The following is a 26,578-nucleotide window of genomic DNA, read 5'->3' on the forward strand; positions in this document are numbered from 1 at the left end:
GCGGCGCAGGACTTGCGGGCCGGGTCTCATCGGGGGGAGCGGCTTGTCCCCCCGATGCCGCTCCCCCCGTCCAAAGCAGGACGAACGAAGCCCGGCGGTGGCGTGGGTAGCCGCAGCGGCAGTCGCAGCGGCAGCGGCAGCGGCAGCGGCAGGCGCAGTGGCAGTGCAGGGGTATGGGTATGGGTATGGGCATGGGCCTTGGCATGGGCATGGCTGTACGTACGGCCGAGGGCTAGGCTGACCACCCTTCCCAGGCGTCACAGGCGTTCCCGAGGGGGCGAGCGGTGAGCACTCCCGAAGACGACGGACCCGGCTACGAGGACGACGGACCCGGCCACGAGGACGACGGACCCGGCTACGGAGGGGGCGGTGAGCCCGCGCGTTCGTACGCGTCCGGGCGCGACATGTACGTCGCCGAGCAGGGCGACCTCCACCTCTACCTCCAGGACCCCGACGGCACCGAGCTGCACCACACCGTGGGCCCGGCCACCGGCGACGACTGCCCCTACCCCGGCCTCGCGGCCTTCACCGCCGAGCAGGCCGACCAGTACTTCGGCCGCGCCCGGCTCCGCACCGAGCTCGGCGAGCGGATCGCGGACTGCCACGCCGCCCGTACGCCCCTCGTCGTCGTCGCGCCCTCCGGTGCCGGCAAGACCTCCCTGCTCCAGGCCGGCCTGTGGCAGGACCTCGACCGGGGCCGGGTGCCGGTGCCCGGCTCACGCGAGTGGCCCCGGCTGCTGCTCACTCCCACCGCCCGCCCGTCGTACGAGCTCACCGCCCGCCTGGCCCGGCTCGCGGGCCTCCCGGAGCCGGAGAACGTGGCGGCGCCCTCCTCCGCGGCCGAGCCCGGCTTCCGAGAAGAGCCGGGTGGAGCGTGGGCGCGGCTCGCCGAGCGATTACGGCGGAAGACCGGCCGCAGCGGAGGCGGCGGCCGGATCCTCCTCGTCGTCGACCAGGCGGAAGAGCTGTTCACCCTCTGCGACGACCCCACCGAGCGGCAGGCCTTCGTCGACCTCCTCGCCCGGCTCGCCGACCCCGGTGACGGCACCGCCCCGCTCGCCGTGGTCGTGCTCGCCCTGCGCGCCGACTTCTACGCCCGCTGCGCCGAGCTGCCCTGGCTGCGCACCGCCGTCCAGAACGGCCAGCTCCTCCTCGCCCCGCTCACCCGCGACGAACTCCTCGACGCGATCCGGCTGCCCGCCCGGGCCGCCGGCCTCCGGCTCGAACCGGGCCTCGTCGAACTCCTCGTCGCCGACTTCGGTGCCACCCGCGGTCTCGTCGAGCCCGGCGCCCTGCCGCTGCTCGCCCACGCCCTGCGCGCCACCTGGCAGAACCGGCAGGGACGGCTCCTCACCGCCGCCGGCTACACCGGAACCGGTGGCGTCGCCCACGCCCTCGGCAACACCGCCGAAACCGTCCACGAACGCCTCGACCCCGCGGCCCGGCGCACCGCGCGCCGGCTCTTCCTCGGCCTCGTCGCGATCGGCGAGGACAGCGCCGACAGCCGCCGCAGGATCCGGCGCGACCAGCTCCTCTCCGGCATCCCCGAGCAGGAACGGGAAGCCGCCGAGGCCGTGCTCGCCGCCTTCACCTCGCGGCGGCTCCTCGTCCAGGAACGGGACACCGTCTGCCTCACCCACGAGGCCCTGCTCACCGCCTGGCCCCGGCTCCACGCCTGGATCAACGACGACCGGCCCCGCAACCTCGTCCTCCAGGACCTCGACGCTGCCGCCCGCGCCTGGCACGCCGGCGGGCGCGAGGCCACCGACGTCTACGAGGGCAAGCGGCTCGACCGGGCCCTCGCGGCGGCGCCGCGCCCCGCCGATCCGGCCGAGGACGACCCGTTGCGGCGGGCGTTCCTCGACGCCTCGGTACGGCGGCGCCGGCGTGCCGTACGGAACCGGCGCCGGCTCGGGGCGGTCCTGGCCGCGCTCGTGCTGATCGCCTCGGTGGCGGCCGTGGCCGCCGTACGCCAGCGCGACACGGCCCGCGCCGAGCAGCGCGCGGCCCTCGCCGCCCGCATCGTCGCCCAGGCGGACCGCCTCCGCGGCGCGGACCCGGCCCTCGCGGCCCAGCTCAACCTGGTGGCCCACCGCCTGGCGCCGCGCAGCGAGACGACGCTGAACCTGCTGGCGGACGGGAACGCGATCCTGCCGCGGCCCCTGCTCGCCTCCCGGCTCCTCGTCTCCGGGACGGCGTACCGCCCGGACGGGCGGGTGCTCGCCGTCGTGGACACGGCCGGGGTCGTCCGGCTGTGGGACGTCGCCGATCCGGCCCGGCCCAAGGAGCTCGGGAAGCCGCTGGAGGCCGGGGTCCCGCTCGGGATGGCCTTCAGCCCGGACGGCCGCACCTTGGTCGTCAACCGCTACAACAAGAAGGCCGGGCTGTGGAACGTCTCCGACCCGGCCCGCCCCGTCCCCGTCGACCTGCCACTGGGACCCCCGGGGCGACGGTGGCCGAACCGTGGCCTTCGCCGCCGACGGCCGCACCCTCGTGGGCAGCGGGTGGCCGGGGGACCGGATGCTGCAGTGGGACCTCGCCGATCCGACCCGCCCCGTGCTGCTGCCCACGGCCCCCACCGGCTCGAACGGCGTCCCGTACGCGTTCGGCCCGGACGGCCGCACGCTCGCCGGTACGACCGAGGGCAACACCGTACGGATCTGGGACCTCGCCCACCCGAACCGGCCGCCCGCGAAGCTCGAGCCGCCGAACGCACCGGACAGCCGGCACCGCGTGGTCTACGGCCCGGACGGGAGGACCCTCGCCCTCTCCAGCGGCACACGGATCTGGCTGTGGGGCCTTGCGGACCCCGCCCACCCCGTGCGACACCCCCTCTACCTGCCGACGAACGGCACCGGGGCCCTCTCCTTCGCCTTCAGCCCGGACGGGCGGACCCTCGCCGTGTCGGACGACGCCAGGACCGTGCGGATGTGGGACGTCAGTGACCCGGCCGCTCCCGTGGGACTGCCCGCGATCCCCCACACCCGGGACAACGTGCGGGGACTGGCCTTCAGCCCGGACGGCCGCACGCTGTCCGGAGGAACGGAGAGCGGCACCGTCATGCTGTGGCACCTCCCGTACGACCGCCTTCCCATCGCCGCGAAGGACGCCCGGGCCCTCGCCTTCGCCCCCGACGGCCGCACCCTCGCCACGGGCGGCGAGGACGGCAGGGTCCGGCTGTGGAACCTGGCGGACCCGGCGCGCCCCCGGGCCGCCGGCACCGTCGACATCGGTACGGGCGAGGTGGCGGCCCTCGCCTTCGGGACCGACGGGCACACGCTCGCCGTGAGCACCTGGGACGCCCGTGACCGGCGGGTCGGTCTGTGGGACGTCACCGCGCCCGGGAGCCCGCGACGGCTGGACGAGCGTGCCGTGGAGTCCGGCGGGCGGCCACCCGCCGTGAGCGCGGACGGCAGCACCGCCGTCGCGGTCGCGGACCGCGGGATCCACGTGTGGCGCCTGGCCGGTACGGCAGGCGCGGCACCGGCCGACCGGATCCTGAAAGCGGGTGACGGGAGGGTCGGCTCACTGGCCGTCAGCTCCGACGGGCGCGTCGTCGGTGTCGGCCACGACGACGGGGACTTCTCGCTCTGGATGGCCGGAGACCCCTCCCCGGTGGCGCGGGTGACCGGGGTGGATCCCGGCGCCTCGGCCACGCAGGTCCTGGCGCTCGCCCCGGACGGGCACGCCCTCGCCAAGTCCGATCGCGCCACCCTCACCGTCTGGGACCTCGGTGATCCGGCGAAGCCCGCGGCCCGGGGCTCGGTGAGCGGGAGCAGCGACGTCGAGTCCCTCGCCTTCGCCCCGAGCGGTCACCTGCTCGCCGAGGGCAACGCCGACGGCACGATCCGCTTCGTCGATCCGGCGCGCGCGACGGTCCTGAGCCGCACCCTCGCCGCCGGCGTCGGCCCGGTCACCGCCCTCGCCTTCGCCCCCGACGGCCGCACCCTCGCCGGCGCCGGCGAGGACCAGCCCGTGCGTCTCTGGTCCACCGACCCCGAAGCGGCCGCCCGTTGGATCTGCACGGCCGCGGGCAACGTCATCACCCCGGCCCAATGGGCCCAGTACGTCCCGGGATTGGCGTACGAGCCGCCCTGCGACGAACAGGGCTGAGGGCGTGAAAAAACCTCCCCGATCCGCGTTTCCGCGGATCGGGGAGGTTCTCTGGCGGTAGCGGAGGGATTTGAACCCTCGGTGACTTGCGCCACACTCGCTTTCGAGGCGAGCTCCTTCGGCCGCTCGGACACGCTACCGAGAGAGAGCTTAGCCCAAAGGCGCCGTGGACTGAAATCCGTATCCCCCGGCAGGCTCTCCGCAGGTCAGCGGTCGCGGAAAAAGCGGGTCAGCTGCGCCGAGCAGTCCGCCTCCAGGACCCCGTGGATCACCTCGGGCCGGTGGTTGAGCCTGCGGTCGCGGACCAGGTCCCAGAGCGAGCCGGTGGCGCCCGCCTTCTCGTCCCACGCGCCGAACACCACCCGTTCGACCCGCGCCTGGACGAGGGCGCCCGCGCACATCACGCAGGGCTCCAGGGTCACGACGAGCGTGCAGCCGGTCAGCCGCCACTCGCCGGTCGCCGCCGCGGCCCGCCGCAGGGCGAGGACCTCGGCGTGGGCGGTCGGGTCGCCGGCGGCCTCCCTCTCGTTGTGGCCGCTGGCGATGACCCTGCCGTCCGGGGAGAGCACGACCGCGCCGACCGGTACGTCACCGGCCGACGCGGCCAGGTCGGCCTCGGCGAGGGCGAGCCGCATCGGGTCCCGCCAGGGGTCCCGTACGGGGTCCGCGCCCGCGACCGGGCCGGGTGTCGCGAGGGGTGGCACTAGCGCACGGTCTCCAGGATGTCCGAGGCGCCGATCGCGTCCGCGACCTCGCCGAGGGCGTCGTCGGTGATGGCGAGGAGCTGCTTCTCGGGCAGGCCGAGGTCGGCCAGGATCCGGGTCTCGCCCAGCGGGCCGGCCGGCGCGATGCCGGCACCGGTCACCGCGTCGTCGTCCTCGTCGTCGTGCTCCGGCTCACCGTCCTCGGTGCCGTCCAGGTCGGTCAGTTCGTCGAGCTGGTCGTCCTGGTCGTCGTCGCCGAGGAGTTCCGAGGTGAGGATCTCCCCGTACGAGGAGCGGGCCGCGGCGGCCGCGTTCGAGACGAAGACCCGGGGGTCGTCCTCGCCGTCGACGCGGACGATGCCGAACCACGCGTCCTCCTGCTCGATGAAGACGATCACCGTTTCCCCGTCGTCACTGGCGGACTCGCGGGCCAGATCGGCCAGGTCCGCCAGCGTCTCCACGTTGTCGAGCTCTGTATCGCTCGCTTCCCACCCGTCTTCGGTGCGCGCGAGCAGTGCGGCGAAGTACACCTGACTCTCCCACTGATCAGAGGTGTGATGATCCGGCGGCGACGCTCCTGATGCCCCGCCCAATCGGCATCGTGACAGAAACCTCGCCCTCAGGAGAGGTCTTCGGCTCTTGCGTCGTGCATCAGTCTGAACGACGCCCGGATCGGGCGGGCGCGCGACCCCGGCGCACGGAGGGGGCGCACGGCCGGCCCGCACGGCCGGACGACCGGCCGGACGACCGGCCCGAGCCCCGCAGGTCAGCGCCCTCCACGGCCGGGTCCGCGCGGCCGGCGCCCACCGACTCTCACCAACGGAAAGTCCGCATCCGCATCGCCTGGCGCATCCGGGCCGCCCGGGCGCGCCGCGGCTGCACGCGGTCGCGCAGCGCCTTGGCCTCGTTCAGCTCGCGCAGGAACTGCGCGCGGCGCCTGCGACGCTCCGCGTCGGTCTCCTGGCGGGGCTCCCCCTCGGGAGGGTCCGCGCCGGGCTTGCCGTCCAGGTCGGGCATAGGCCACACCACCCCGTGACTGGGTCCCTGTGTCCCCACCTTCCCTCGCTGGCGTGGGTTGACGCCAGTCCCGGCTACTGTTGGGGCATGCGTCTCCACGTCGTCGATCACCCGCTGGTCGCCCACAAGCTCACCACGCTGCGCGACAAGCGCACGGACTCCCCGACCTTCCGCCGGCTGGCCGACGAGCTGGTCACCCTGCTCGCCTACGAGGCGACCAGGGACGTGCGCACCGAGCAGGTCGACATCGAGACCCCCGTCACGCCGACGACCGGCGTGAAGCTGTCGCACCCGCGGCCGCTGGTGGTCCCGATCCTGCGGGCCGGTCTGGGCATGCTCGACGGCATGGTGCGGCTGCTGCCCACCGCCGAGGTCGGCTTCCTGGGCATGATCCGCAACGAGGAGACGCTGGAGGCGTCGACGTACGCGACGCGGATGCCGGAGGACCTGTCCGGCCGCCAGGTGTACGTCCTCGACCCGATGCTCGCGACCGGCGGCACGCTGGTGGCGGCGATCCAGGAGCTGATCAAGCGCGGTGCGGACGACGTGACCGCCGTCGTGCTGCTCGCCGCCCCGGAGGGCGTCGAGGTCATGGAGCGCGAGCTGGCGGGCACGCCGGTGACGGTCGTGACGGCCTCGGTCGACGAGCGGCTGAACGAGAACGGCTACATCGTGCCGGGCCTCGGCGACGCGGGCGACCGCATGTACGGCGCGGCGGAGTAACCCGTACGCGCCCGCCCGCCCGTGGCCACGGTCACGGGCGTCAGCAGCGGCCCGGTACCGGCTTCGGCTTGTTGAGCGCCACGAGCGCCGCGTCCGCCGCCGCCTTCGGGTCGAGCGTCTTGAAGGCCGTACCGATGATCAGGTCGACGTCCGCCGTGGTGCGGGCGTCGACCTTTGTCGTGGCGCCCTTCAGCTGGGTGCCGACGACGGAGAAGGTGCCCTTGGCGGCGCCGGGGGCGCCGAGCAGCAGTCCGGTGCCCGGGACCTTCTTGTCGTAGGCGGCGGGCGCGTTCCCGACCTTGCCGATGAGGAAGCCGCGCTTCTTCAGCTCGTCCGCGGTCGACTTGGCGAGCCCGCTGCGCGGGGTCGCGTTGTAGACGTTGACCGTGATCTGGGCGGGCTTGGGCAGCGCGGCCGCGGCGGGTTGCGTGCTCGGCCTGGGCGCGGGCTTGCAGTCCGGTTTGCCCGCGGCCGTGGTGGTCTTCTCCTCGCCGCCGGAGAAGACGTCGATCAGCTGCACCGTTCCCCAGCCGGCCGCGCCGAGCACGAGGACGGCGGCCGCGGCTCCGAGGACGATCCTGCGCCGGCGGCGGGGGCGGCGCATGCGCGGGTAGACGTCCCCTGTGATGCGGTATTTTCCGCCCATTCCGGGGGGAGTGAGCATGCTCATGAGCGCAGCGTAATGCCGCCCGTGGGGGATGCCTACTGGATGATCATGTGATCGCGTCCGGATGGGCGTGAAGAGACCCCGAAAGGATCAGCCGGGGCCGTGCCGTCGGCCGGTGAGGGGCATCGGCCGGGGCCGTGCCGTCGGCCGGTGAGGGGCATCGGCCGGGGCCGTGCCGTCGGCCGGTGAGGGGCATCGGCCGGGCGGGCGCAGTCGCTCAGTCCAGTTCCAGGACGCGGGCGTGCAGCACCTGGCGCTGCTGGAGCGCGGCCCGGACCGCGCGGTGCAGTCCGTCCTCCAGGTAGAGGTCGCCCTGCCACTTCACGACGTGCGCGAAGAGGTCGCCGTAGAAGGTGGAGTCCTCGGCGAGCAGCGTCTCGAGGTCCAGCTGGCCCTTGGTGGTCACCAGCTGATCGAGGCGGACCGGGCGCGGTGCCACGTCCGCCCACTGCCGGGTGCTTTCCCGGCCGTGGTCGGGATACGGCCGGCCGTTTCCGATGCGCTTGAAGATCACACGGAAAGCCTACCGGGCAAGCGGCTCCCGGCGCAGCCACGCGGGCCCGGTGCGATGCTGGGGCAAACCGGGTGAAAACGTGACAGGGGTCTGCGATGAGCGCGACTGAGCAGCCGTGGGCGGAGATCGCCGCCGGGTACGCCTTCGACGGAGCCGCACTCGATCTGGGGGCTCTGCTCTGGGACGGCGCGTGTCACCCGGACGCGCAGGTCCGCATCCCGCTGCCGATGCTCAACCGGCACGGACTGGTCGCGGGCGCGACCGGCACCGGCAAGACCAAGACGCTCCAGCTGATCGCCGAGCAGCTCTCCGACCACGGCGTGCCGGTCTTCCTCGCCGACATCAAGGGCGACGTCTCCGGCATCTCCGCGCCGGGACGGGACGGAGAGAAGGTGCGGGAGCGGGCCGGACAGGTCGGCCAGGACTGGTCGGCGAGCGGCTTCCCGTGCGAGTTCTACGGGCTCGGGGGCGGCGGCGCCGGCGGCGGCATCCCCGTCCGGGCCACGGTGACCGCCTTCGGCCCGGTGCTCCTGTCGAAGGTGCTCCGGCTCAACCAGACCCAGGAGCAGTCGCTCGGCCTGATCTTCCACTACGCCGACGGCAAGGGCCTCGAACTCGTCGACCTGAAGGACCTGCGGGCGGTGGTCGCCTTCCTCGTCTCCGACCTCGGCAAGCCCGAGCTGAAGGGCATCGGCGGGCTGTCGACGGCGACGGCCGGGGTGATCCTGCGGGCGATCACGGCCCTGGAACAGCAGGGCGCGGGCGGGTTCTTCGGGGAGCCGGAGTTCGACACGAGCGAGTTCCTGCGGACGGCGGCGGACGGGCGCGGTGTCGTGTCCGTACTGGAGCTGCCGGCCGTGCAGGACAGGCCGCAGCTGTTCTCGACCTTCCTGATGTGGCTGCTCGCCGACCTGTACGGCGACCTGCCGGAGGTCGGCGACCTCGACAGGCCGAAGCTGGTCTTCTTCTTCGACGAGGCGCACCTGCTCTTCAACGGGGCCTCGAAGGCCTTCCTGGAGTCGGTCACGCAGACGGTGCGGTTGATCCGCTCCAAGGGCGTCGGGGTCTTCTTCGTGACACAGACGCCGAAGGACGTGCCGGCCGACGTGCTCGCCCAGCTCGGCAACCGGGTCCAGCACGCGCTGCGGGCGTTCACGCCGGACGACGCGAAGGCGCTGAAGGCGACCGTACGGACCTTCCCGAACTCCGCGTACGACCTGGAGGAGGTGCTGACCGGGCTCGGCACGGGCGAGGCGGTGGTCACCGTCCTCGGCGAGGAGGGCGCCCCGACCCCGGTGGCGGCGACGCGGCTGCGGGCGCCGCGGTCGCTGATGGGCCCGATCCCGGCGGAGGACCTGGCGGCGGCGGTGAAGGGTTCGCCGCTGTACGGGCGGTACGCGGAGGCGGTGGACCGCGAGTCGGCGTACGAGAAGCTGACGGCCGAGCAGCAGGCGGCGGAGGCGGCGGCGGAGCGGGCCGCGTCGGAGAAGGAAGGAGCGAGGGCCCCTCGGGAGAAGGAGGAGCCCTCGCTCGTCGAACAGGTCGTGGGAAGCGGCCTGTTCACGTCGCTCGCGCGGTCGGTCGGGACCCAGCTGGGCCGGGAGATCAGCCGCTCGATCTTCGGCACGGCACGCCGCCGGAGGCGTTGACCGTCAGGCGGTGGCGGTCGTCCGCTGACCGTCAGGCGCCGACCGGTCGGCGGCCGCCGCCAGGCGGTGCCTACTCGGTGACCTCGTGGTGGTCCTCGTGCAGACCGCCGCCGCTGCCCGCGTCGCCGTTGGTCGGCACGAACGGGACCGGCTTCCTCAGGGAGCTGAGGTCGTGGGCGTAGGTGCCGACGGCGTTGGCGATGACGTCGATGTTGACGTCGAACGCGGTCATGTCGATGTTGTTGATGTCGTCACCAGCGGCGTGGTAGTTCACGTCGTAGGCGACGCCCGCCTCGCCGCCGAACTTCGTCGCCTGCGCGGCGGTCTTGATGCCCTCGGCGCCGGTGAAGGTGCCGCCGGAGGGGATGCCGACCTCGATGAACGGCCCGTAGTCGGAGCGGCCCGTGAAGTCGGTGCCCTCGTGCGGCAGGCCGCGCTTGTCGAGGAAGTCGTTGATGTCGCGCTCCAGCTGGGCGGAGCCCTCGGGGCCGGCTTCCGCGCCGACGCCGTCGGAGTTGTCGCCGTCGTAGACGAAGAGTCCGTAGTTCGGCGAGGCGATCATGTCGAAGTTGAGGTAGAGCTTGATCTCCTTCCGGTCCAGGGAGCTCATGGTGGCCACGTAGTGGTCCGAGCCGACGAGGCCCACCTCCTCGGCGGACCACCAGGCGAAGCGGATCTTGTTGCGGACCTTGTCCTGCGACCCGGCGAGCTTCAGGGCGGTCTGGAGGAGGCCCGCGGAGCCGGAGCCGTTGTCGTTGATGCCGGGGCCGGCGGTGACGGAGTCGAGGTGGGAGCCGAGCATCACGGTGTTGGCGGCGTTGCCGCCCCGGGTCTCGGCGAGGACGTTGTTGGTGGAACGCCTCTCGATGAGCTGGCGGATCTCGAAGTCGAGGTTCACCGGGCCCTTGGCGAGGTCGGCGACGAGCTTCTCGCCCTCGGCCTTCGTGATGCCGCCGGTCGGGATCCGGCCGTTGGCCGGGTCGCTGAGGGTGCCGGAGAGGACGCCGTCGACGTTGTTGTAGACGATCGCGCCGACCGCGCCGGCGTCGGCCGCCTGCTGCTGCTTGACGGCGAAGGCGCAGCCGCCGCGCTTGATGAGCGCGATCTTGCCGGTGAAGGCGCCGGCGGCGTAGTCGCCCGGCTCGCAGCCGGTGGTGCCGTCGGCGTCGACCGGGACGGCCGCGAGCTCGGCCTTGATGCCGCCCGTCGGCGTGGACTTCGAGTAGGTCATCGCCCGGATCGGCAGGTCGCGCGGGGCGGGGGAGAGGACGGCGGCCCTCTCGGCGAGCGTCTGCGTGTACCAGAAGTCGAACTTCTGGTACCTGACGTCGTAGCCGGCCTTCTTGAGCCGGCTGTAGACGTACGCGGCGGAGGCGTCGTGACCGAGGGTGCCGGCCGCGCGGTTGCCGCCCGCCGAGTCGGCTATGGCCTGGAACTTCTGCAGGTGCTTGAAGGCGTCCGTCGCGGTCGTCTCGCTGACCAGCTTCCTCGCGAGCCGGGCGGCGTCGCGGGCCTCCGCGGCTCCGGGTTCGGGCGTGGCGGTGGCGGGCGCGGCGAGCATCAGCGGGGTGGCGAGCGCGGCGACGGCCAGAACGGCGGCTGCTCTGCGCTGGGTTGCGTTCACAGAAGTCCTTCCCGGTACGGACGAGGTAGAGGGGAAGTTAGCGATCGCCGGGGATGCTGTGAACACATCTCACGCAATTCCTGTCGGGTGGAACAGGATTGACATGGGGAATTATCAATTCCCACTGGCTTTGGAGCTTTTGGAGCTTTTGGAGCTCTTCGAGCTTTTGGCGCTTTTCGCGCCTTTGGTGGATCCGGCTTCGGCGCCCTTGGCCGCTTTGGCCGCGGCCTTCATCTCCTGCTTGTGGGCGCGGACCTTCGCCAGGGATTCGGGACCGGTGATGTCGGCGGCGGAGCGGTAGCAGTCCTTCTCGCCGTACGGGCCCGCCGCCTCGCGCCAGCCCTCGGGGCCGACGCCGTACTGCTTGCCGAGCAGGGCCAGGAAGATCTGCGCCTTCTGCTTGCCGAAGCCGGGCAGCGCCTCCAGGCGGGCGAGCAGCTCGTCGCCGCTCGTCGCGTCCCGCCAGACCGCCTCCGCGTCGCCTCCGTACTCGTCCACCAGGAAGCTGCACAGCTGCTGGATCCGCTTGGCCATGGAGCCCGGGTAGCGGTGCACGGCCGGTTTCTCGGAGAGCAGTGCGGCGAAGGCCTCCGGATCCCGGGCGGCGATCTCGTGGGCGTCGAGGTCGTCGTGGCCCATGCGGGTGGCGATGGTGTACGGGCCGGAGAAGGCCCACTCCATCGGCACCTGCTGGTCGAGCAGCATGCCGACGAGTGCGGCGAGCGGGGAGCGGGCCAGGAGCTCGTCGGCTTCGGGCTGCTGGGCGAGGTGGATCACGGGGCGCATGTTCCGGTCGGCCATGTTCCGATCATCCCGCCGAGGCGTGCCACCCGCCCGGTGTGCGCACCCTTTCGCGGGGCCGACTCGGCGCGGGCCCGACTCGGTGTGGGGTCGGGCCCGTGCGGTCAGGCCTGTGCGGCTCGGGCCTGTGCGGCTCAGGGCTTGGCGAAGCGGGCGAGGGCGTCCATGACGAGACGGCGGGTCTCGTCGCCGCCCAGGTGTCCGGCGCCTTCCACCACGTGGAGCTCGGCGTCCGGCCAGGCCTTGACCAGCTCCCAGGCGGTGTGGAGCGGCCCGCCCATGTCGAACCGGCCGTGCACGAGGACGCCGGGAATGCCGGCCAGCCGGCCCGCGTCCCTGATCAGGGCGCCCTCCTCCAGGAACGCGCCCTGCGAGAAGTAGTGCGAGCAGATCCGTACGAGGGCCAGCTGGGCGGTGTCGACCCGGTCGGAGTACGGGGTGCCCTGGCCCTCGCCGGAGAGGACGGCGTCCTCCCAGGCGCACCAGTCGGCGGCGGCCTTCTCCCGTACGGCAGGGTCGGGGTGGGCCATCCGGGCCGCGTAGGCGCCGAGCAGGTCCGGGGCCCCGTCCACTCCGGCCCGGAAGCGCTCGTGGGCCTCGGGGAAGAAGCGGCCGACGCCCTCGTAGAGCCAGGCCGTCTCGGAACGGCGGGTCGTCGTCACGGCCGCGATGACGATCTCGGTGACCCGCTCGGGGTGCGTCTCGGCGTAGGCCAGGATCAGCGTGGAGCCCCAGGAGCCGCCGTACAGCAGCCAGCGGTCGATCCCCAGGTGCTCGCGCAGCCGCTCCATGTCGGCGACGAGGTGGGCGGTGGTGTTCACGGCCATGTCGGTGGCCGGGTCGCCGGCGTGTGGGGTGGAGCGTCCGCAGCCGCGCTGGTCGAACTGGACGATCCGGTAGTGCTCCGGGTCGAAGACCCGGCGCGCGTGCGGCGAGGAGCCGGAGCCGGGGCCGCCGTGGACGACGAGCGCGGGCTTGCCGTCGGGGTTTCCGGCGACGGACCAGTGGACGTGGTTGCCGTCGCCGACGTCGAGCATGCCTTCGTCGTACGGGGCGATCTCGGGGAATCTCTCCAGGCGCATCCGGCCGACGCTACCGGTTGCCGGTCAGGCGCGTCGCCGGGTTTTCGCACCACTCGAGGACGGAGGGCCAGGGCCCGTAGCCGCCGTGCTCGGGGTTCAGGTGCCCGCCGCCGGGCACGTGGTCGAGGTCGAGCCCGAGCGGGACGCCGTAGTGGACGTCGGCTCCCTCGGGGCAGTACGGGTCGCCGTCCCCGTACACGAGCCGCGCCCGCGGACCGCGCCGGCCCAGGTCGGGTCCGAGGGCGAGCCCGTCGGCGAAGCCGGCGATCTCCGGGATGGACGCGGTGACCTGCGGCGAGGGCGGCGCGACGAGCAGCACCCGGTCGGCCTCGGGCGCCCGCCCGGCGGCGACCGCCCGCAGCCAGAGCAGCACGGACAGACTGTGCGCGACGACGACGAACTCGGAACCGCCACCGGGCCGTTCGCCGTGCTTCTCCAGCGCGGCGAGCCAGTCCTCCCGTACGGGCGCGTCCGCCTCGGGCAACTGCGGATACCGCACCTCGTGCCCCCGCTCGCGCAGCTGCCCGGCGAGCCAGTACTGCCAGTGGCCGGGCGGACGGTGGTTCTGGAAGCCGTGGAGGATCAGATAGGTGGTCATGACACTGATCCTGGAGCCTGGCGCGGAAGCGGGCCAGGGTGGTTTCAAGGGGTGGACGCTCAAGGCAGCGTGGGCACGTTGTGCACGTTGCGTTCAGAGAGATCGGACAGGACGTCCGCCGCGGCGGCGAAGTCCTTGTCGTCATGAAGCACGACGAGGCCATGGTGGGCGGCCGTCGCGCAGATGAGCCAGTCGACGACGGAAAGGCTCTGGTGCCGCCCGCGCTGCGCCAGGCGGTACTGCGCGGTCTCGATCCACCGCCAGGCGTTTTTCGGGACGGGCGCGTCGGGGAAGAGGGCGTGGAACGCGTCGGTCATCGCGTCGTACTCGTCGAGGTTGCGAGCCGACATGCGGAACTCCACGCGCTGCGGATGGCACGATCCGAGGTTGCCCTCGTCGATCTCGTGCGCCCACGCCTCGTTCAGGTGCCGGTCGCGCTGGAGTCGCCACACTGCGGTGGAGTCCACCAAGTAGCGCAGCACGTCAGCCTTCGCCCTTTTCGGCGGCGTGCCGGCGCCAGAAGGTCGAGTCGTCCCATTCCTGCGACTCCTCGAAGACCCGCAGTCGGGCTTCGGTGCGCCGTCGCCGCTCGGCGTACTCGCGCAGGGCGAGGTTGACGGTCTCTTTCTTGGTGCGGGCGCCGGACAGCCGCATCGCCTCGGCGAGAGCCTCGTCGTCTATATCGATCTGTGTCGCGGTCATCCTGGCCTCCTCGGGCGGAGCATGGGCTCCATACAAGGGTAGCGGATGTTACGTATTCGCAACGGAGAGTCACGATCCGGTGCTCTGCTCGGCCCGCCGGATGTGGCCCGGCCCGTGGGGAACCGGCTACGCCGTCCGCGCCGTACTAGTGCGCCTGCAGGCTCAGCAACTGCCGTATGCCCGCCTTCAGTTCCGCGGCCGAGATGCGCTGCTCCTGGGAGAGGTGATGCATCAGGCTGGGGGAGAACGGGGCCAGGAGGAGGTGGGCGAGGAGGGGGGCGTTGGCGGTGGGGCGGGTCTGGGAGACGAGGAGGGTGAGGTGGGTGTGCATCGCGAGGTACGCGCCGCTGGTGTAGCGCGCGCTGGGGGCCGCCGTCTGCGCGGCGAGCAGGATCTCGCGCTGCTCGACCACCCGGTCGACGAGCGCGTCCAGGAACGCGTCGAGCCGCTGCGCGGCGGGCGCGCCCGGGCCGAGCGGCGGCGGGCCGCTCAGGTACGCCTCCTGGAACTGCCGCTCCCGGTCGTCGAGCAGCGCCCACAGCAGCTGCGAGACGTCACCGAAGCGCCGGTACACCGTGCCGACGCCGATGCCGCTGGCGTGGGCGACCTGGTTCATGGTGACGGCCTCGGGGCCCCGCTCGGCGACGATCCGGGCGGCGGCGTCGAGGATCTTGCGCCGGTTGCGGGCGGCGTCGGCGCGTTCGGGCGCGGGACCGCCGACGGTCGGCAGGAGGCTGAGCAGCGGCGACGACGCGGCGGCCCGGGGGGAAGCGGTGGGCGCGGGGGACGCGGTGGGCGCGGCGGATTCGGCAGGTCCGGCAGGTGTGGCGGGCCCGGCGGGCGCGGCGGAAGCGGGTTCGGCTGCTTCGGGCGCGGGCGGCGCCGGCGTCGGTCCGCCGCTCTCGGTCTGCCGTTTCGTCGTGCTCATCCGTCGCTCCCTGCCTTCCTCGCGCGTCCCCCTCGCATCGGTCCCTGACCTGAGCATACCCGTACCCCTTGCGAACCGGATAGCTGTCCGTTTAGCCTGGGCAACGTTGAAGCGGAAAGTAATCCGGTTACAGGACGCCTTCAGGAGGGCTCGTCATGTCCGTCAAGGTCGCCGTCATCTACTACTCGGCCACGGGGAACGTCCACCAGCTCGCCCAGGCCGTCGCCGAGGGCGCCGAGAAGGCCGGCGCCGAGGTGCGGCTCCGCCGGGTGCCCGAGCTCGCTCCCGACGCCGCCATCGACTCCAACCCCGCCTGGCGCGCCCACGTCGACGCCACCGCCGGGACCGTCGAGGTCGCGACCCTGGACGACCTGGAGTGGGCGGACGCCTACGCGCTCGGCTCGCCGACCCGCTTCGGCAACGTCGCCGCCCAGCTGAAGCAGTTCATCGACACCTCCGGCGGCCTGTGGAACCAGGGCGTCATGGCCGACAAGCCCGCCACCGCCTTCACCAGCGCGTACAACACCCACGGCGGCAACGAGTCCACGCTGCTCGCGCTCTACAACACCTTCCACCACTGGGGTTCGGTCATCGTCTCGCCCGGCTTCACCGACCAGTCCGTCTACGCGGCCGGTGGCAACCCGTACGGCACCGCCCACCCCGGCGCCAACGGCGAGCCGGACGAGAAGGTCCTCGCCGCCGCCCGCTACCAGGGTGAGCGCCTGACGAAGATCGCCAAGCGCCTGAAGGGCCTCGCGGTCGACTGACGCCTTCGGGTCGTCCGAGCGTCCACCGCCGTCCATCGCCTGAGTACCCCCGGGGAAAATACCCCCGGGGGTACTTCTGTTAGGGTCGCCCATATACCCCGGGGGGTAAGTTTCCGAGGTTCCTGGGGTTCCTGGAGTTCCTGGAGTTCCCGGAGCTCCCAGGTGCCTCGGGTGTTCCTGGAAGGAGTACGGGCGTGTTCTTCGTGGACACCGTCGAAGTGCCGGGCCTCGGCAACCGCAGCTACCTCGCGGGCGGCCCCGCGACCGCCGTCGTCGTCGACCCGCCGCGCGACATCGACCGGGTGATCGCCGCCGCCGCACTGCGCGGAGTGCGGATCTCCCACGTCGTCGAGACGCACGTGCACAACGACTACGTGAGCGGCGGCCACGAGCTCGCCAGGATCACCGGCGCCGTGTACGTCGTGCCGGCCGACGCGCCCGTCTCGTACGAGCGGCTGCCCGTGGCCGACGGCGACACCCTCGCCGTCGACGAGGGCCTCGTCCTGCGGGCCGTCGCCACGCCCGGCCACACGCCGCACCACACCGCGTACGTCCTGGAGGAGGGCGGCGAACCGGTCGCCGTCTTCACCGGCGGCTCGCTGCTCATCGGCACCGTCGGGCGCCCCGACCTGGTCGAGCCCCGGCTCACCGCCTCCCTGGCGCGCGCCCAGCACGCCTCCGCGCACCGGCTCGCCGCCGAACTGCCCGACGCCACCACCGTCCTTCCCACCCACGGCTTCGGCAGCATGTGCGCCGCCGCGAAGGCCGGGAACGGAGCGGGCGGTTCGGGCGGCCCGGGCGGCGCGACCACGATCGGGGAGCAGGCGGCCGTCAACGAGGCCTTCGCCAAGGACGTCGACACCTTCGTCGCCGACCTGCTCGCCGGCCTCGACGACATCCCCGCCTACTACGCCCACATGGGCCCGCTCAACTCCGAGGGCCCCGCGCCCGTCGACCTCACGCCGCCCGCCGTCGCGGACGCGGACGAGATCGCCGCGCGCCTCGCGGCCGGCGAGTGGGTGGTCGACCTGCGCAGCCGGGTCGCCTTCGCGGAGGGCCACGTGGCCGGTTCGTACAACATCGAGGCCGGCGAAGGGCCCGGCGGGCAGCTCGCCGTGCTCCTCGCCTGGCTGATTCCCTGGGGCAGGCCCGTCACCCTGCTCGCCGACTCGCCCGAGCGACTGGCCAGGGCCCAGCGCGAACTGGTCCGGGTCGGCATCGACCGGCCGGCCGCGGCGGCGACCGGCACGCCGGAGGAGTGGGTACGGAAGGGCGAGCGGCCGGCGGGCTTCCGCCGCGCGGTCTTCGCGGACCTCGCCTCCGAACCGCCGGGCGAGGCCGTGCTGCTGGACGTGCGACGCGCCTCCGAACGGGCCTCGGCCGGTCACGTCGAGGGCTCCCGGCACATCCCGCTGCACGAACTGCGTTCCCGCATGCGGGAGATACCGTCCGGCGTGCCGGTCTGGGTGCACTGCGCGGGCGGTCTGCGCGCGTCCGTCGCCGCGTCCCTGCTCGCCGCGGCCGGCCACGAGGTCGTCGCCGTCGACGACTCCTTCGCGAACGCGCCGGTCAGCGGCCGATGACCCTCGTCCTCGCCCTCGCCGCCGGGGCCGGGGCGGTGGTCGGGCTCGCGCTGGGCGCGCTCGGTGGCGGCGGCAGTGTGCTCGCCGTGCCCGCGCTGGTCTATGTGCTCGGCCTCACCCCGGCCGCCGCCGCGACGGCGAGCCTGCTGATCGTGCTGGGCACGTCCGCGACCGCGCTGTACGGGCATGCCCGTGACGGCCAGGTGCGGTGGCGCACGGGAGCGCTGTTCGCCGCGGCCGGTGTCCTGCCGGCCGCGGCGGGCGGGCTGCTCTCGGCCCGGCTGCCGGAACCGCTGCTCACCCTCGGGTTCGCGGTGGTGGCGGCGGTCGCCGCGGTACGGATGGTCCGCCGGGCCCCGGCGGGGGAGGGCGAGCGGCGGGTACGGCGCTCGGGTCCCGCGGTCGCGGGCGCCGGGGCCGGGCTGGGTGCCGTGACCGGGGTGCTCGGCGTGGGCGGCGGGTTCCTGACCGTGCCGGCGCTCGTCCAGGTCGTCGGGCTGCGGATGCGCCCGGCGGTCGGGACCGGCCTGCTGGTCGTCGCCGTCAACGCGCTGGTCGCGCTGCTGGCCCGCGCCGGCGCCGCGGGAAGCGCCGTACCGGTGGACTGGGCGGTCGTCGCCCCGTTCGCGGGAGCCGCGGTCCTCGCCGCCTGGGACGGCCGCCGCCTGGCCTCCCGCGTCCCGGCGGACACCCTGCGCCGGGCCTTCGGTTTCGTCCTGCTCGGGACCGCGGCGGCGATGCTGGCCGACCTGGCGGTCTGAGGGCGGCGGCCCCGGGGGCGGAGGGCGGCGACCCTGGGGTCGGAGGGGATCAGGCCAGCGAGAGGAAGAGCTTCTCGAGCCGGGCCCGCATCTGCTCCGTGTCCTCGCCGCTCTTGCGCCCGTTCTCCACATCCGTGAGGCACTGCTGGAGACCGGTCGCGATGATCGCGAACCCGGCCCGGTCGAGGGCGCGGGAAGCGGCGGCCAGCTGGGTCACGACCTCCTCGCAGTCGCGGCCCTCCTCGATCATCCGGATGACGCCGGAGATCTGCCCCTGGGCCCGGCGCAGCCGGTTCAGCACGGCCTTCAGCTCGGCGCCCGCGAGATCCAGTTCCACAACCACTCCTCAGCAGATACCCCAGGGGGTAATTTACTCCCCGTCGTGGGGTCCCGTCGAAGACCAAGGATGACACCTGCCATGACCGCACCCGCCTCTCTCGACGCCGCCCAGACCCTCGCCCGCCTGGACGAACTCACCGTCGTCGACGTCCGCAGCCCCGCCGAGTACGCGGGCGGCCACCTGCCCGGCGCCCTCAACGTGCCCCTCGACCGCCTGGACCGGGCCGTGCCCGCGCTCAAGGAGGCGGCGGCCCGCGGCGAGCTCCTCCTCGTGTGCCAGTCGGGCAACCGCTCCCGCACCGCCTGCGAGCGGCTCGCCGCCCAGGGCGTCCCGGCGCTCGACCTGGCCGGCGGCACCAGCGCCTGGGCGGCCCGCGGCCACGCCCTCGACCGCCAGGCCGGCGCCCCGGCCCGCCCGCCCTGGGCGATGGACCGCCAGGTCCGCCTCGCCGCCGGCTCCCTCGTCCTCCTCGGCCTGCTCCTCGCCCTCCTCGTCCACCCCGCTTTCCAGCTCCTCGCCGCCGCGGTCGCCGCCGGCCTCGTCTTCTCGGCCCTCACCAACACCTGCGGCATGGCCGCCGCCCTCGCCCGCCTCCCGTACAACCGCACCCCTGCGTGCACGCCGGACGAGGAATCCACCCTGAACGCGACGCTGGCCCGCCTCCGGCAGGGCTGACCACGGTCACGGAGCACGGTTACGGAACACCGTCACGGACTGCCGTCGCGGACTGCCGTCACATGAGGGTTCGGCGTCACGGATCGAGGGCCGCCGCGCGGGTCTGGAGGTAGCGGCGTTCCGGGAGGCTGCGGGTCGTGCGGGCGGCGGTGCGGTAGGCGTCGGCGGCGGCCTTGCGGGCGCCGGTGCGTTCGAGGAGGTGGGCGCGGACGGCGGGGAGGCGGTGGGAGTCGGGGAAGCGGGGTTCCAGGGCCGCCAGGGCGGCCAGGCCCGCCTCCGGGCCCTCGGTCATCGCGACGGCGACGACGCGGCCCAGCTCCGCCATCGGGTCCTGGGTCTTCGTCAGGAGGACGTCGTAGAGGGCGAGGATCTGGGGCCAGTCGGTGGTGTCCGGGCCCGAGGCCTCGTCGTGGAGGGCAGCGATCGCCGCCTGGAGCTGGTACGGGCCGGGCGGGCCCTCCGTCAGGGCCTCCTCCACCAGCGCGGTGCCCTCGGCGATCGCCGCCCGGTCCCAGAGCGTGCGGTCCTGCCGGTCGAGCGGGACCAGCTCGCCGTCCGGTCCCGTACGGGCCGCGCTGCGGGCCTCCGTCAGTAGCATGAGCGCGAGCAGACCCGTCACCGCGCCCTCGCGCGGTAGCAGCCGGCGGGCCGCCCGGGTCAGCCGGATCGCCTCGCGGGCCAGCTCGGCGCGGTGGAGCGCGGGCCCGGAACTGGCGGTGTAGCCCTCGTTGAAGATCAGGTAGAGGACCTGGAGGACGGAGGCGAGCCGGGCGTCGCGGTCCTCCGGGCCGGGAGGACGGAAGCCGGGAGGGTGGTCGGCCGGTGGGGGGAAGGGGTGGTCCGAGCCGGCCGCGCGGAGCTTCGCCTTCGCGCGGCTGATCCGCTGCGCGACCGTCGCCTCCGGCACCATGAACGCGCGGGCGATCTCCGCCGTCGTCAGGCCGCCCACCGCGCGCAGCGTCAGCGCGATCCGGCCCGCCGGCGGCAGCACCGGGTCGCAGCACAGGAAGAGCAGCGTCAGCGTGTCGTCCTCGGCCGGCGCGGCCCGTACCTCGCGCGGTTCGAGCCGTACCGCCCGCTCCTCCCGGCGGGCCCGCGCCGCCTCCGCCCGCAGCGCGTCCGTCAGCCGCCGCGACGCCACCCGGATCAGCCAGCCGCGCGGATTGGCCGGCACGCCGTCCCGCGGCCACTGCTCGGCGGCGGCGATCAGCGCCTCCTGAACGGCCTCCTCGGCGTCGTCGAAGTGCCCGTACCGGCGCACGAGCGCGCCGAGGACCTGCGGCGCGTGCCGGCGCAGCAGGTCCTCGACGGCGTACGCGGAGCTCACACCCCGCCTCCCGCGAGCTCGCCCGAGCCCAGGTCGCCGCCGCCGGCCTCGTCGATCGGGCGGATCACCACGGGGTAGACCGGCGCCCCGGCCGGCTGCGGGCACTGCGCGACCCGCGCCGCGATCTCCGTGACCCGCTCCAGGCTGGCGCAGTCGAGCACCCAGTACCCGGCCAGCACCTCCTTCGTCTCCCCGTACGGCCCGTCGGTGACGACCGGCCGCCCCTCGGCGTCGGCGGTCACGAACCGGGTCCTGGCGGGCTCGACGAGCCCCTGGCCGTCGATGAACTCGCCGGTCTCCGCGAGATCGTCGTTGATGTTGTTCATGTACGAGAACATCGCCCTGAGTTCCTGCTCGCTCCACGCCGGGCTGTGGTCCGAGGCCTTGCCGTTCATGGCGTCGTAGTCGGCCTGCGCGCCCTGCACCATCACCAGGTACTTCATGACGTCCTCCATGTTCCGTGCCCACGGCCCCCGGGCGGGGCCTTCTACAGGGGACGTCGGAGCAGGGCCGCGTTTCTCGACACCTCGCCGGAGGTCACCGGTTCGGACGCGCCCGAAGGTACGAACGGTCCCGCTCGGCGACCCGCCCGAGCGGGCCCGCCGCCCGCAGGACCACATCGAGGACGGCGCCCGGATCCGCGGCGTAGCAGTGGGCGAACCACGCCATGTTCGCCTCCACCACCGCCCAGCCGTCCGGATGCGTCGGGCTGCCTTCGAGCAGGCCCACGTCCACCACCACCCCGCTCGGCAGCGTGTCGCCCACCGCCGCGAGCAGTTCCTCGCCGAAGCGCCGGGCGTCCGGCGCGAGCGGGCCCGGTTCGAGGCGGCCGTACACGGCGTACCGGCTGCCCGTGACCACCTGCCCGTCGAGCACGAAGAGCCGGTACTCGGCCGAGAACGTCACCGGGTCCGACACCAGGACCGGGGTGTGCGGCGACACACTGGCCCGGACCTCCTCGAAGCCGGCCGCGCCGTCCGCGTACACCGCCGGCGGGAAGGACTTGTCCGACGGCGGCTTCAGGAACACCGGCCGGGACACCTCCCGGTACACCGAGGAGAAGGTCTCCAGCGTGATCCGCCGCCGGGTGAACTCCGGCGGCAGTGCCGCCGGCCAGCCGTCCGAAGGCTCCAGGAGCCCGAGCCCCAGCGGCTCCGCGACCCGGTCGGCGAGCCGCGGCCCGCCGTGCCAGTGGACGGCCTCGCCCGGGCGCACCACGCTCTCCGGCGGGCCGTTCAACACCCGGGACGTCATGCCGCGGCGGTCGGCGACCCCGGCGAGGAGGGCTGCGGTGGAGGTGTGCGCCGCGGACAGCAACAAGACGTCGCCCGGCCGGGCAACGCTCGGTCGGACGTCGCTCGGTCGGACGACGCTCGGTCGGGCGGCGCTGGGTCGGGCGGCGCTCGGTCGGGCAACGCTTGGTTGGGCAACGCTCGGCCGTATGCCGGTTTCATGGTTCGCGCCGCTCGTGCGGCTCGTGTCGGTCCCGCCGGTCGTGCGCGTCACGAGGCCGACAGCTCCTTCTCCAGCGGGGTGCGGAAGCGGGGCGTGATCCGCGTGTCGCCGACCCAGTCGGTCAGGCGCCCGGCCTCCTCCGCGATCAGGAAGTCGTCCACGTCCCCGTCGCCGTCCGTGAGGCGCCGCCACACGATCTCGCCGTTCGGCCGCTGCGCCCAGCCGCCGACGATCCGGCCGTTCCACCACACCGTCGGCCCGATGTTGCCGCTGCGGTCGAAGAGGGCGGGGCGGAGCTCCGGCTCCAGGTACCAGTCGCGGGACTGCCACCCCATCGCCGTCGGGTCCAGGGCCGGGAGGAGCGCCGCCCACGGCTCGCCGGCCTCCTCCGGCCGTACGGGGTCGAGGTCGTCCGGCAGCACGTGGCCCACGCCCTCCGCGAGTGCCACCGGCACCGCGCCCACCGCCGCCAGGGCGCGGCGCACGTCCGACACCTTCCAGCCGGTCCACCATTTCAGGTCGGCCTCGGTCGCCGGACCGTAGGCGGCCAGCCAGTGCCGTACGAGCTCCGCCTGCGCGCCGTCCCGCGCGACCTGCGCGTGCGGCGGCACCGCCGCCCAGCGGAACCGGCTCGACGTCCAGCCGCCCTGCGGCCGGCCCCGGGCGATCCGGCCCTCCATGCCGAGGACGCGCAGCACCCGGCTGCCGACCGGCTGCGGCCCTTCCTGGTTGGTGCCCACCCCGTACACGTACTTCTCCCGCAGCCTCGGTACGGCGGTGCCGAGTTCGGCGCCCGTCGCCTCGCCGCGCGCCGCCAGCTCGGCGAGCACCCGGCGCTCGGTCTCCGCGAGCCAGGCCTCGTCGTGGTCGCTGCCCGCCACCAAGTGCTTGATCAGCATGGTGCGTTCGCGGGCGGAGACGGCGTCCGTGGTGGAGGAGTGGACGACGGCAGCGAGCGCGGAGGGCACCACGAACAGGGTGTGCCGCATGCCGTGCATCCGGGTCAGCGTCCGCTCCTCGTACAGCGCCCGCTCGACCTCGGCGACGGGGTCCCGGTCCGCGGTCAGCCGCGCGCCCGCCGCCAGGAACACCGTCGCCGCGTCCGTCGCGTGCAGCGCCACCAGCGAACCGGCCACCTGTTCCGCCGTGGCCGCCCGCACGCCCGCGCCGAGCCGGTGCCGCAGCGCGAGCCGCGCCCTGCGCTCCTCGGGGCCGATGGTTCTCGTGTGCGTCCGCGCGTCAGCCATGCGTTTCACCATGCGTTTCGCTCATGCGCCGTCTCACCTACGCGTCCTCTCACCTACGCGTCCTCTCACCCATGCGGTCAAGCATGACCTCACGCGTACGGGATGTCCGGCACCCGGCCGTCAGTCCGCCGCCGCGCGCTCCCCTGTCGGCCGGCGGCGCAGAGCCGGGTCGGTGAGGGCGGCGGGGCGCCAGACGCCGTCCGGCGGGTAGACGTTCGTGCCGGGCGGCACGATCTCGTCGATCCGGTCGAGGACCTCATCCGTCAGGGTCAGCGAGGCACCCTTCAGGAGCCCCTCCAGCTGCTCCATCGTGCGCGGCCCGAGGATCACCGACGTGACCGCCGGGTGGGCGGTGACGAACGCGATCGCCAGCTCGGGCAACGTGCAGCCGATCTCCTCGGCGAGCGCGACGAGCTCCTCGACGGCGTCCAGCTTGGCCTGGTTCACGGGCAGCGACGGGTCGAAGCGGTGCGGGTGGAGCGCGGCCCGGCCGCTGGTCATGTCGATGTCCCGGCCCTTGCGGTACCTGCCGGTGAGGAAGCCGGACGCCAGCGGCGACCAGGTCAGCACGCCCATCCCGTACCGCTGCGCGACCGGCAGCACGGAGGTCTCGACGCCGCGCGCGAGCAGCGAGTACGGCGGCTGCTCGCTGCGGAAGCGGCGCAGGCCGCGCCGCTCGGCGACGGCGTGCGCCTCGACGATCTCCTCGGCGGGGAAGGTCGAGCAGCCGAAGGCGCGGATCTTGCCCTGGGAGACCAGGTCGCCGAGGACGTCGAGGGTCTCCTCGATGTCGGTGCGGTGGTCGGGCCGGTGGACCTGGTAGAGGTCGATCCACTCGGTGCCGAGCCGCTTGAGGCTGTTCTCGACGGCCCGGGTGATCCAACGGCGCGAGGTGCCGCCCCTGTTGGGGCCTTCACCGCCGACCGGGAAGTACACCTTGGTGGCGAGCACGGTCTCGTCGCGGCGGCGCGGGTCGCGCAGCGCCTTTCCCACGATCTCCTCCGACTCGCCCGCCGAGTACATGTCGGCGGTGTCGACGAAGTTGATCCCCCGGTCGAGTGCGGCGTGGATGATCCGTACGGAGTCCTGGTGGTCGGGGTTGCCGACCGCTCCGAACATCATCGTGCCCAGGCAGTACGTACTGACTTCGATCCCGGTCCCGCCGAGTACCCGATAGCGCATGCGCCGCACCCTAGGGGTTGGAGTCCACTCCAGCGCAAGGGAGTTCGGCGAGGAACCCGGAGATCAGGCGGTGGAGGACCTCGGGCCGCTCCAGGTGCAGGTCGTGGCCGGTGCCGGGTACGCAGACCCCGCGGAGCTCCGGGCGCCGGCGCGCCATCTCGTCGTACTCCTCGTCGGGGATGATGCCCCGCTGCCCGAGGACGGCGAGTACGGGGACGGGCGGCCGTGCGCCGCCGATCGCGTTCCACTCCCCCCACCAGGCACGACCGGCGTTCTCGGCGAGCGAGGCGACCATCACCTCGGGGTCGAACCGGGGCCACAGGCCGCCGTCCCCCTCCTCCAGCCCGTCCGCCCAGCCTTCCCCTACGGGACCGCCGCCGAGGTACGCGACGGCCGCCTCCCGCGACGGGAACGGCACCGGCCACGCCCTGAGCCATCCGCCGATCTGCTCCAGGACACCCGGCTCGGCCCCGCCGGGCCCGGCCTCGACGAGCACGGCTCCGGCGAGCGGGACCCGGGGACGCTCCGCTTGGGCGGCGTGGGAGGCGGCGGTGAGCCCGGCTGTGTGGGAGGCGGCGTGGGAGGCGGCGGTGAGCTCGGCTGTGTGGGAGTCGGCATGGGAGGCGGCGGTGAGCATGGCGGCGTGGCCGCCGTACGACTGGCCGACCAACACGACGTCCGACAAGTCGAGTTCGGCGATGACGGCGAGGACGTCGGCGACGTACGCGGCGCGCGAGACGTCCTGCGGGTGCCGCTCGCTCGCGCCGTGCCCGCGCTGGTCGAGGGCGACGACCCGGTGCCCGTCGGCGCGCAGAAGCCGGGCGATGCCGTCCCATTCGCCGGCGTGCCCGGCGAGCCCGTGCAGCAGCAGGAGGGACCGCTGTTCGCCGCCCCGGGGGTGACCAGTGCTCGCGCCGCTCCCGCCGCCCCAGTCGCGCAGGGAGAGCCGTACGCCGTCGTCGCGCACGAGAGTGCGCTCGATCCAGGCCGGGGCCGCCGGGACCTCGTCCACACCCCGTTCGGGAAATTCCTCAGTCGTCTCGGTCGTCCGGGTCACAGTGTCTCCAGCTCGGGGCAGAGCAGCGCGTCGGCGACGGCGGTGCGGGCGTAGAGGACGGACCGGCCGCTGCGGTGGGCGGTCACCAGGCCGGCGTTCCTGAGGGCGGTGAGGTGCTGGGACACGGCGGCCGCCGACAGGCCGAAGGCGGCGGCGAGTCGGGTGGTCGAGGCCGGAGTGTCCAGCTCGGCGAGGAGCAGCGCGCGCGAACGCCCGAGGACGCCGGCGACGGCGTCGGTGGCCGTGGTCGTGGTGCGCGGCTTCCACAGGTTGCCGATGCCCCGTGCCGGATAGGCGAGCTGGGGCGGGTCGGGTGCGACCGAGCGGGTCAGGACCCGCGGCCACGCGAACGCCGACGGGACGAGCAGCAGCCCGGAACCCGCCTCGTCGCGGGTGAGGGCGCAGGCCCGCCGTACCAGCCGCAGGGTGCCGTCGTCCCACCGTACGGTCTCGTGGAGTTCGCCGAGCACGCGCGCGGAGCCGTGCTCGGCGACCTGGCGGGCGCGGTGGAAGACGTCGGCTTCCAGGAGACTGCGGATGCGGGCCCAGTAGGGGGCGAGGGCGAGCTCCCAGTAGGTGAGGATCTCGTCGCAGAGCCGGTCGAGGTCGAGGTCGCGATCGAGGTCGATGTCGGTGTCGTCGCCGTGGGGACGGCTGGCGGTCCCGAGCGTCGCCAGGTCGTGGAGAAGGTTCTCGCGCGGGGTGCGGCGGATGGCCTCGAGCTCGCTTTCCAGGGTGGGGAAGGGGCCTTGGGGCGTGGGGTTGAGGAAGTCGGCGAGGTAGCCGTGGGCGGGGACGAGCGCGGCGAGCCGCCCCCGGTCGAGCCCGGCGCGCAGGAAACGGGGCCGTACCTGCGCGACCCAGCCGCGGTGCATGGCCGGAGCGCGGTCGTCGCCGGCGCGGAGCAGCCGGAAGCTGGTGACGACCTCCCACATGGGGGAGACGGCGAAGCGGGTCTGGGCGAGGTCGGCGGCGGAGAAACTGAGCCCGGAGTCCATCGCGTACCCCCTGTGTTCGGCGAACGGATTCGGCTGGAGCTTAATCATTGGAGGGTGGGGAGGG

At 73.7% G+C, this 26,578-nt stretch carries 28 protein-coding genes and 1 tRNA gene; 8 read left to right on the forward strand and 21 right to left on the reverse strand.

The window, feature by feature from the left end; translation table 11 throughout:
- The first annotated feature begins 284 nt into the window (after nt 1-284).
- Together ACFWJO_RS32380 and ACFWJO_RS32385 are read left to right on the forward strand one after the other, a co-directional pair.
- Nucleotides 285-2,945: a hypothetical protein gene (locus tag ACFWJO_RS32380; RefSeq protein WP_386870955.1), complete on the forward strand. Its 2,661-nt coding sequence runs from the start codon at nt 285-287 to the stop codon at nt 2,943-2,945.
- Nucleotides 2,839-4,113: a WD40 repeat domain-containing protein gene (locus tag ACFWJO_RS32385; protein WP_386871010.1), complete on the forward strand. Its 1,275-nt coding sequence runs from the start codon at nt 2,839-2,841 to the stop codon at nt 4,111-4,113. The genes ACFWJO_RS32380 and ACFWJO_RS32385 overlap by 107 nt, the downstream gene beginning before the upstream one ends.
- A gap of 52 nt (nt 4,114-4,165) precedes the next feature.
- On the opposite strand, the gene ACFWJO_RS32390 is transcribed toward ACFWJO_RS32385, so the two are convergent.
- The 4 genes from ACFWJO_RS32390 to ACFWJO_RS32405 all read right to left on the reverse strand — a co-directional run bounded on the left by ACFWJO_RS32390 (nt 4,166) and on the right by ACFWJO_RS32405 (nt 5,834).
- Nucleotides 4,166-4,253 (reverse strand) — tRNA-Ser (locus ACFWJO_RS32390).
- Nucleotides 4,254-4,319: 66 nt separating this feature from the next.
- Nucleotides 4,320-4,748: a tRNA adenosine(34) deaminase TadA gene (tadA, locus tag ACFWJO_RS32395; protein ID WP_386871012.1), complete on the reverse strand. Its 429-nt coding sequence runs from the start codon at nt 4,746-4,748 to the stop codon at nt 4,320-4,322.
- A 68-nt stretch (nt 4,749-4,816) separates the two neighbouring features.
- A complete protein-coding gene (locus ACFWJO_RS32400) occupies nt 4,817-5,347 on the reverse strand; it encodes a hypothetical protein (RefSeq protein WP_384407446.1) in 531 nt (176 codons plus the stop codon).
- A 283-nt stretch (nt 5,348-5,630) separates the two neighbouring features.
- A complete protein-coding gene (locus ACFWJO_RS32405) occupies nt 5,631-5,834 on the reverse strand; it encodes a hypothetical protein (protein WP_386870957.1) in 204 nt (67 codons plus the stop codon).
- A gap of 87 nt (nt 5,835-5,921) precedes the next feature.
- Between ACFWJO_RS32405 and upp the strand changes: the two genes are divergently transcribed.
- Complete coding sequence (upp, locus tag ACFWJO_RS32410) at nt 5,922-6,557, forward strand: uracil phosphoribosyltransferase (RefSeq protein WP_386870959.1); 636 nt, start codon at nt 5,922-5,924, stop codon at nt 6,555-6,557.
- 40 nt (nt 6,558-6,597) lie between these two features.
- On the opposite strand, the gene ACFWJO_RS32415 is transcribed toward upp, so the two are convergent.
- Both ACFWJO_RS32415 and ACFWJO_RS32420 read right to left on the reverse strand, forming a co-directional pair.
- On the reverse strand, nt 6,598-7,227 hold the full coding sequence (locus tag ACFWJO_RS32415; protein WP_386870961.1) for a LytR C-terminal domain-containing protein: 630 nt from the start codon (nt 7,225-7,227) through the stop codon (nt 6,598-6,600).
- A 214-nt stretch (nt 7,228-7,441) separates the two neighbouring features.
- Entirely contained in the window at nt 7,442-7,738 is a 297-nt protein-coding gene (locus ACFWJO_RS32420) for a type II toxin-antitoxin system VapB family antitoxin (RefSeq protein ID WP_003999914.1), read from the reverse strand.
- Nucleotides 7,739-7,833: 95 nt separating this feature from the next.
- On the opposite strand from ACFWJO_RS32420, the gene ACFWJO_RS32425 reads away from it, so the two are divergent.
- Nucleotides 7,834-9,387: a helicase HerA-like domain-containing protein gene (locus tag ACFWJO_RS32425; protein ID WP_386870964.1), complete on the forward strand. Its 1,554-nt coding sequence runs from the start codon at nt 7,834-7,836 to the stop codon at nt 9,385-9,387.
- Between the two features lie 70 nt (nt 9,388-9,457).
- Here ACFWJO_RS32425 and ACFWJO_RS32430 read toward each other — a convergent pair whose 3' ends face one another.
- The 7 genes from ACFWJO_RS32430 to ACFWJO_RS32460 form a co-directional block, all read right to left on the reverse strand.
- Nucleotides 9,458-11,011, reverse strand: coding sequence for a M28 family metallopeptidase (locus ACFWJO_RS32430; RefSeq protein WP_386870966.1), 1,554 nt, complete (start codon nt 11,009-11,011; stop codon nt 9,458-9,460).
- A gap of 114 nt (nt 11,012-11,125) precedes the next feature.
- Nucleotides 11,126-11,797: an HhH-GPD-type base excision DNA repair protein gene (locus tag ACFWJO_RS32435; protein ID WP_386871014.1), complete on the reverse strand. Its 672-nt coding sequence runs from the start codon at nt 11,795-11,797 to the stop codon at nt 11,126-11,128.
- Between the two features lie 149 nt (nt 11,798-11,946).
- On the reverse strand, nt 11,947-12,894 hold the full coding sequence (pip, locus tag ACFWJO_RS32440; RefSeq protein ID WP_386870967.1) for a prolyl aminopeptidase: 948 nt from the start codon (nt 12,892-12,894) through the stop codon (nt 11,947-11,949).
- Between the two features lie 10 nt (nt 12,895-12,904).
- Entirely contained in the window at nt 12,905-13,492 is a 588-nt protein-coding gene (locus tag ACFWJO_RS32445) for an RBBP9/YdeN family alpha/beta hydrolase (protein ID WP_386870969.1), read from the reverse strand.
- Nucleotides 13,493-13,551: 59 nt separating this feature from the next.
- Entirely contained in the window at nt 13,552-13,974 is a 423-nt protein-coding gene (locus ACFWJO_RS32450) for a PIN domain-containing protein (RefSeq protein ID WP_386870971.1), read from the reverse strand.
- 1 nt (nt 13,975) lies between these two features.
- The gene (locus tag ACFWJO_RS32455) at nt 13,976-14,194 is read right to left on the reverse strand and encodes a type II toxin-antitoxin system VapB family antitoxin (protein WP_386870973.1); all 219 of its coding nucleotides are present in this window, start codon (nt 14,192-14,194) and stop codon (nt 13,976-13,978) included.
- 145 nt (nt 14,195-14,339) lie between these two features.
- Nucleotides 14,340-15,122, reverse strand: coding sequence for a TetR/AcrR family transcriptional regulator (locus ACFWJO_RS32460; RefSeq protein ID WP_386870975.1), 783 nt, complete (start codon nt 15,120-15,122; stop codon nt 14,340-14,342).
- Nucleotides 15,123-15,277: 155 nt separating this feature from the next.
- Here ACFWJO_RS32460 and wrbA point away from each other — a divergent pair, with 155 nt between their 5' ends.
- From wrbA to ACFWJO_RS32475, 3 genes are all read left to right on the forward strand, one after another.
- Nucleotides 15,278-15,889 (forward strand): NAD(P)H:quinone oxidoreductase, encoded by a 612-nt coding sequence (wrbA, locus tag ACFWJO_RS32465; RefSeq protein WP_386870977.1) that lies wholly within the window; start codon nt 15,278-15,280, stop codon nt 15,887-15,889.
- A gap of 194 nt (nt 15,890-16,083) precedes the next feature.
- A complete protein-coding gene (locus ACFWJO_RS32470) occupies nt 16,084-17,472 on the forward strand; it encodes a rhodanese-like domain-containing protein (RefSeq protein WP_386870979.1) in 1,389 nt (462 codons plus the stop codon).
- Nucleotides 17,469-18,233: a sulfite exporter TauE/SafE family protein gene (locus tag ACFWJO_RS32475; protein ID WP_386870981.1), complete on the forward strand. Its 765-nt coding sequence runs from the start codon at nt 17,469-17,471 to the stop codon at nt 18,231-18,233. Before ACFWJO_RS32470 ends, ACFWJO_RS32475 begins: the two co-directional genes overlap by 4 nt.
- Before the next feature lie 49 nt (nt 18,234-18,282).
- Here the strand turns inward: ACFWJO_RS32475 and ACFWJO_RS32480 are convergent, their stop codons facing one another.
- Nucleotides 18,283-18,570, reverse strand: coding sequence for a metal-sensitive transcriptional regulator (locus ACFWJO_RS32480; protein ID WP_384407421.1), 288 nt, complete (start codon nt 18,568-18,570; stop codon nt 18,283-18,285).
- An 81-nt stretch (nt 18,571-18,651) separates the two neighbouring features.
- On the opposite strand from ACFWJO_RS32480, the gene ACFWJO_RS32485 reads away from it, so the two are divergent.
- Nucleotides 18,652-19,248 carry a rhodanese-like domain-containing protein gene (locus tag ACFWJO_RS32485; RefSeq protein WP_386870983.1) on the forward strand — a complete coding sequence of 199 codons (597 nt, stop codon included), beginning with the start codon at nt 18,652-18,654 and terminating at the stop codon, nt 19,246-19,248.
- Between the two features lie 76 nt (nt 19,249-19,324).
- Here the strand turns inward: ACFWJO_RS32485 and ACFWJO_RS32490 are convergent, their stop codons facing one another.
- The 7 genes from ACFWJO_RS32490 to ACFWJO_RS32520 all read right to left on the reverse strand — a co-directional run bounded on the left by ACFWJO_RS32490 (nt 19,325) and on the right by ACFWJO_RS32520 (nt 26,514).
- Complete coding sequence (locus ACFWJO_RS32490) at nt 19,325-20,575, reverse strand: RNA polymerase sigma factor (protein ID WP_386870985.1); 1,251 nt, start codon at nt 20,573-20,575, stop codon at nt 19,325-19,327.
- Nucleotides 20,572-21,018, reverse strand: a complete 447-nt coding sequence (locus ACFWJO_RS32495; protein WP_386870987.1) for a YciI family protein — start codon at nt 21,016-21,018, stop codon at nt 20,572-20,574. Before ACFWJO_RS32495 ends, ACFWJO_RS32490 begins: the two co-directional genes overlap by 4 nt.
- Nucleotides 21,019-21,112: 94 nt before the next feature.
- Nucleotides 21,113-21,892 (reverse strand): ATP-grasp domain-containing protein, encoded by a 780-nt coding sequence (locus ACFWJO_RS32500; RefSeq protein WP_386871016.1) that lies wholly within the window; start codon nt 21,890-21,892, stop codon nt 21,113-21,115.
- Between the two features lie 185 nt (nt 21,893-22,077).
- A complete protein-coding gene (locus ACFWJO_RS32505) occupies nt 22,078-23,277 on the reverse strand; it encodes a winged helix DNA-binding domain-containing protein (protein ID WP_386870989.1) in 1,200 nt (399 codons plus the stop codon).
- A 120-nt stretch (nt 23,278-23,397) separates the two neighbouring features.
- On the reverse strand, nt 23,398-24,459 hold the full coding sequence (locus ACFWJO_RS32510; RefSeq protein WP_386870990.1) for an aldo/keto reductase: 1,062 nt from the start codon (nt 24,457-24,459) through the stop codon (nt 23,398-23,400).
- Nucleotides 24,460-24,469: 10 nt separating this feature from the next.
- Complete coding sequence (locus tag ACFWJO_RS32515) at nt 24,470-25,426, reverse strand: alpha/beta fold hydrolase (protein ID WP_386871018.1); 957 nt, start codon at nt 25,424-25,426, stop codon at nt 24,470-24,472.
- Nucleotides 25,427-25,512: 86 nt separating this feature from the next.
- The gene (locus tag ACFWJO_RS32520) at nt 25,513-26,514 is read right to left on the reverse strand and encodes a DUF5937 family protein (RefSeq protein ID WP_386870992.1); all 1,002 of its coding nucleotides are present in this window, start codon (nt 26,512-26,514) and stop codon (nt 25,513-25,515) included.
- Nucleotides 26,515-26,578 lie beyond the last annotated feature (64 nt).

Source organism: Streptomyces sp. NPDC127092, from assembly GCF_042722475.1.
In the GTDB taxonomy this organism is placed as follows: Bacteria; Actinomycetota; Actinomycetes; order Streptomycetales; family Streptomycetaceae; genus Streptomyces.

Excerpts from the sequence above, each read along its gene's own strand:
- tadA (WP_386871012.1), bottom strand. The coding sequence starts at position 4,748 with ATGCGGCTCGCCCTCGCCGAGGCCGACCTGGCCGCGTCGGCCGGTGAC.
- ACFWJO_RS32405 (WP_386870957.1), bottom strand. The coding sequence starts at position 5,834 with ATGCCCGACCTGGACGGCAAGCCCGGCGCGGACCCTCCCGAGGGGGAG.
- upp (WP_386870959.1), top strand. The coding sequence starts at position 5,922 with ATGCGTCTCCACGTCGTCGATCACCCGCTGGTCGCCCACAAGCTCACC.
- ACFWJO_RS32415 (WP_386870961.1), bottom strand. The coding sequence starts at position 7,227 with ATGAGCATGCTCACTCCCCCCGGAATGGGCGGAAAATACCGCATCACA.
- ACFWJO_RS32425 (WP_386870964.1), top strand. The coding sequence starts at position 7,834 with ATGAGCGCGACTGAGCAGCCGTGGGCGGAGATCGCCGCCGGGTACGCC.
- ACFWJO_RS32435 (WP_386871014.1), bottom strand. The coding sequence starts at position 11,797 with ATGCGCCCCGTGATCCACCTCGCCCAGCAGCCCGAAGCCGACGAGCTC.
- pip (WP_386870967.1), bottom strand. The coding sequence starts at position 12,894 with ATGCGCCTGGAGAGATTCCCCGAGATCGCCCCGTACGACGAAGGCATG.
- ACFWJO_RS32445 (WP_386870969.1), bottom strand. The coding sequence starts at position 13,492 with ATGACCACCTATCTGATCCTCCACGGCTTCCAGAACCACCGTCCGCCC.
- ACFWJO_RS32455 (WP_386870973.1), bottom strand. The coding sequence starts at position 14,194 with ATGACCGCGACACAGATCGATATAGACGACGAGGCTCTCGCCGAGGCG.
- ACFWJO_RS32460 (WP_386870975.1), bottom strand. The coding sequence starts at position 15,122 with ATGAGCACGACGAAACGGCAGACCGAGAGCGGCGGACCGACGCCGGCG.
- wrbA (WP_386870977.1), top strand. The coding sequence starts at position 15,278 with ATGTCCGTCAAGGTCGCCGTCATCTACTACTCGGCCACGGGGAACGTC.
- ACFWJO_RS32475 (WP_386870981.1), top strand. The coding sequence starts at position 17,469 with ATGACCCTCGTCCTCGCCCTCGCCGCCGGGGCCGGGGCGGTGGTCGGG.
- ACFWJO_RS32485 (WP_386870983.1), top strand. The coding sequence starts at position 18,652 with ATGACCGCACCCGCCTCTCTCGACGCCGCCCAGACCCTCGCCCGCCTG.
- ACFWJO_RS32495 (WP_386870987.1), bottom strand. The coding sequence starts at position 21,018 with ATGAAGTACCTGGTGATGGTGCAGGGCGCGCAGGCCGACTACGACGCC.
- ACFWJO_RS32505 (WP_386870989.1), bottom strand. The coding sequence starts at position 23,277 with ATGGCTGACGCGCGGACGCACACGAGAACCATCGGCCCCGAGGAGCGC.
- ACFWJO_RS32510 (WP_386870990.1), bottom strand. The coding sequence starts at position 24,459 with ATGCGCTATCGGGTACTCGGCGGGACCGGGATCGAAGTCAGTACGTAC.
- ACFWJO_RS32520 (WP_386870992.1), bottom strand. The coding sequence starts at position 26,514 with ATGGACTCCGGGCTCAGTTTCTCCGCCGCCGACCTCGCCCAGACCCGC.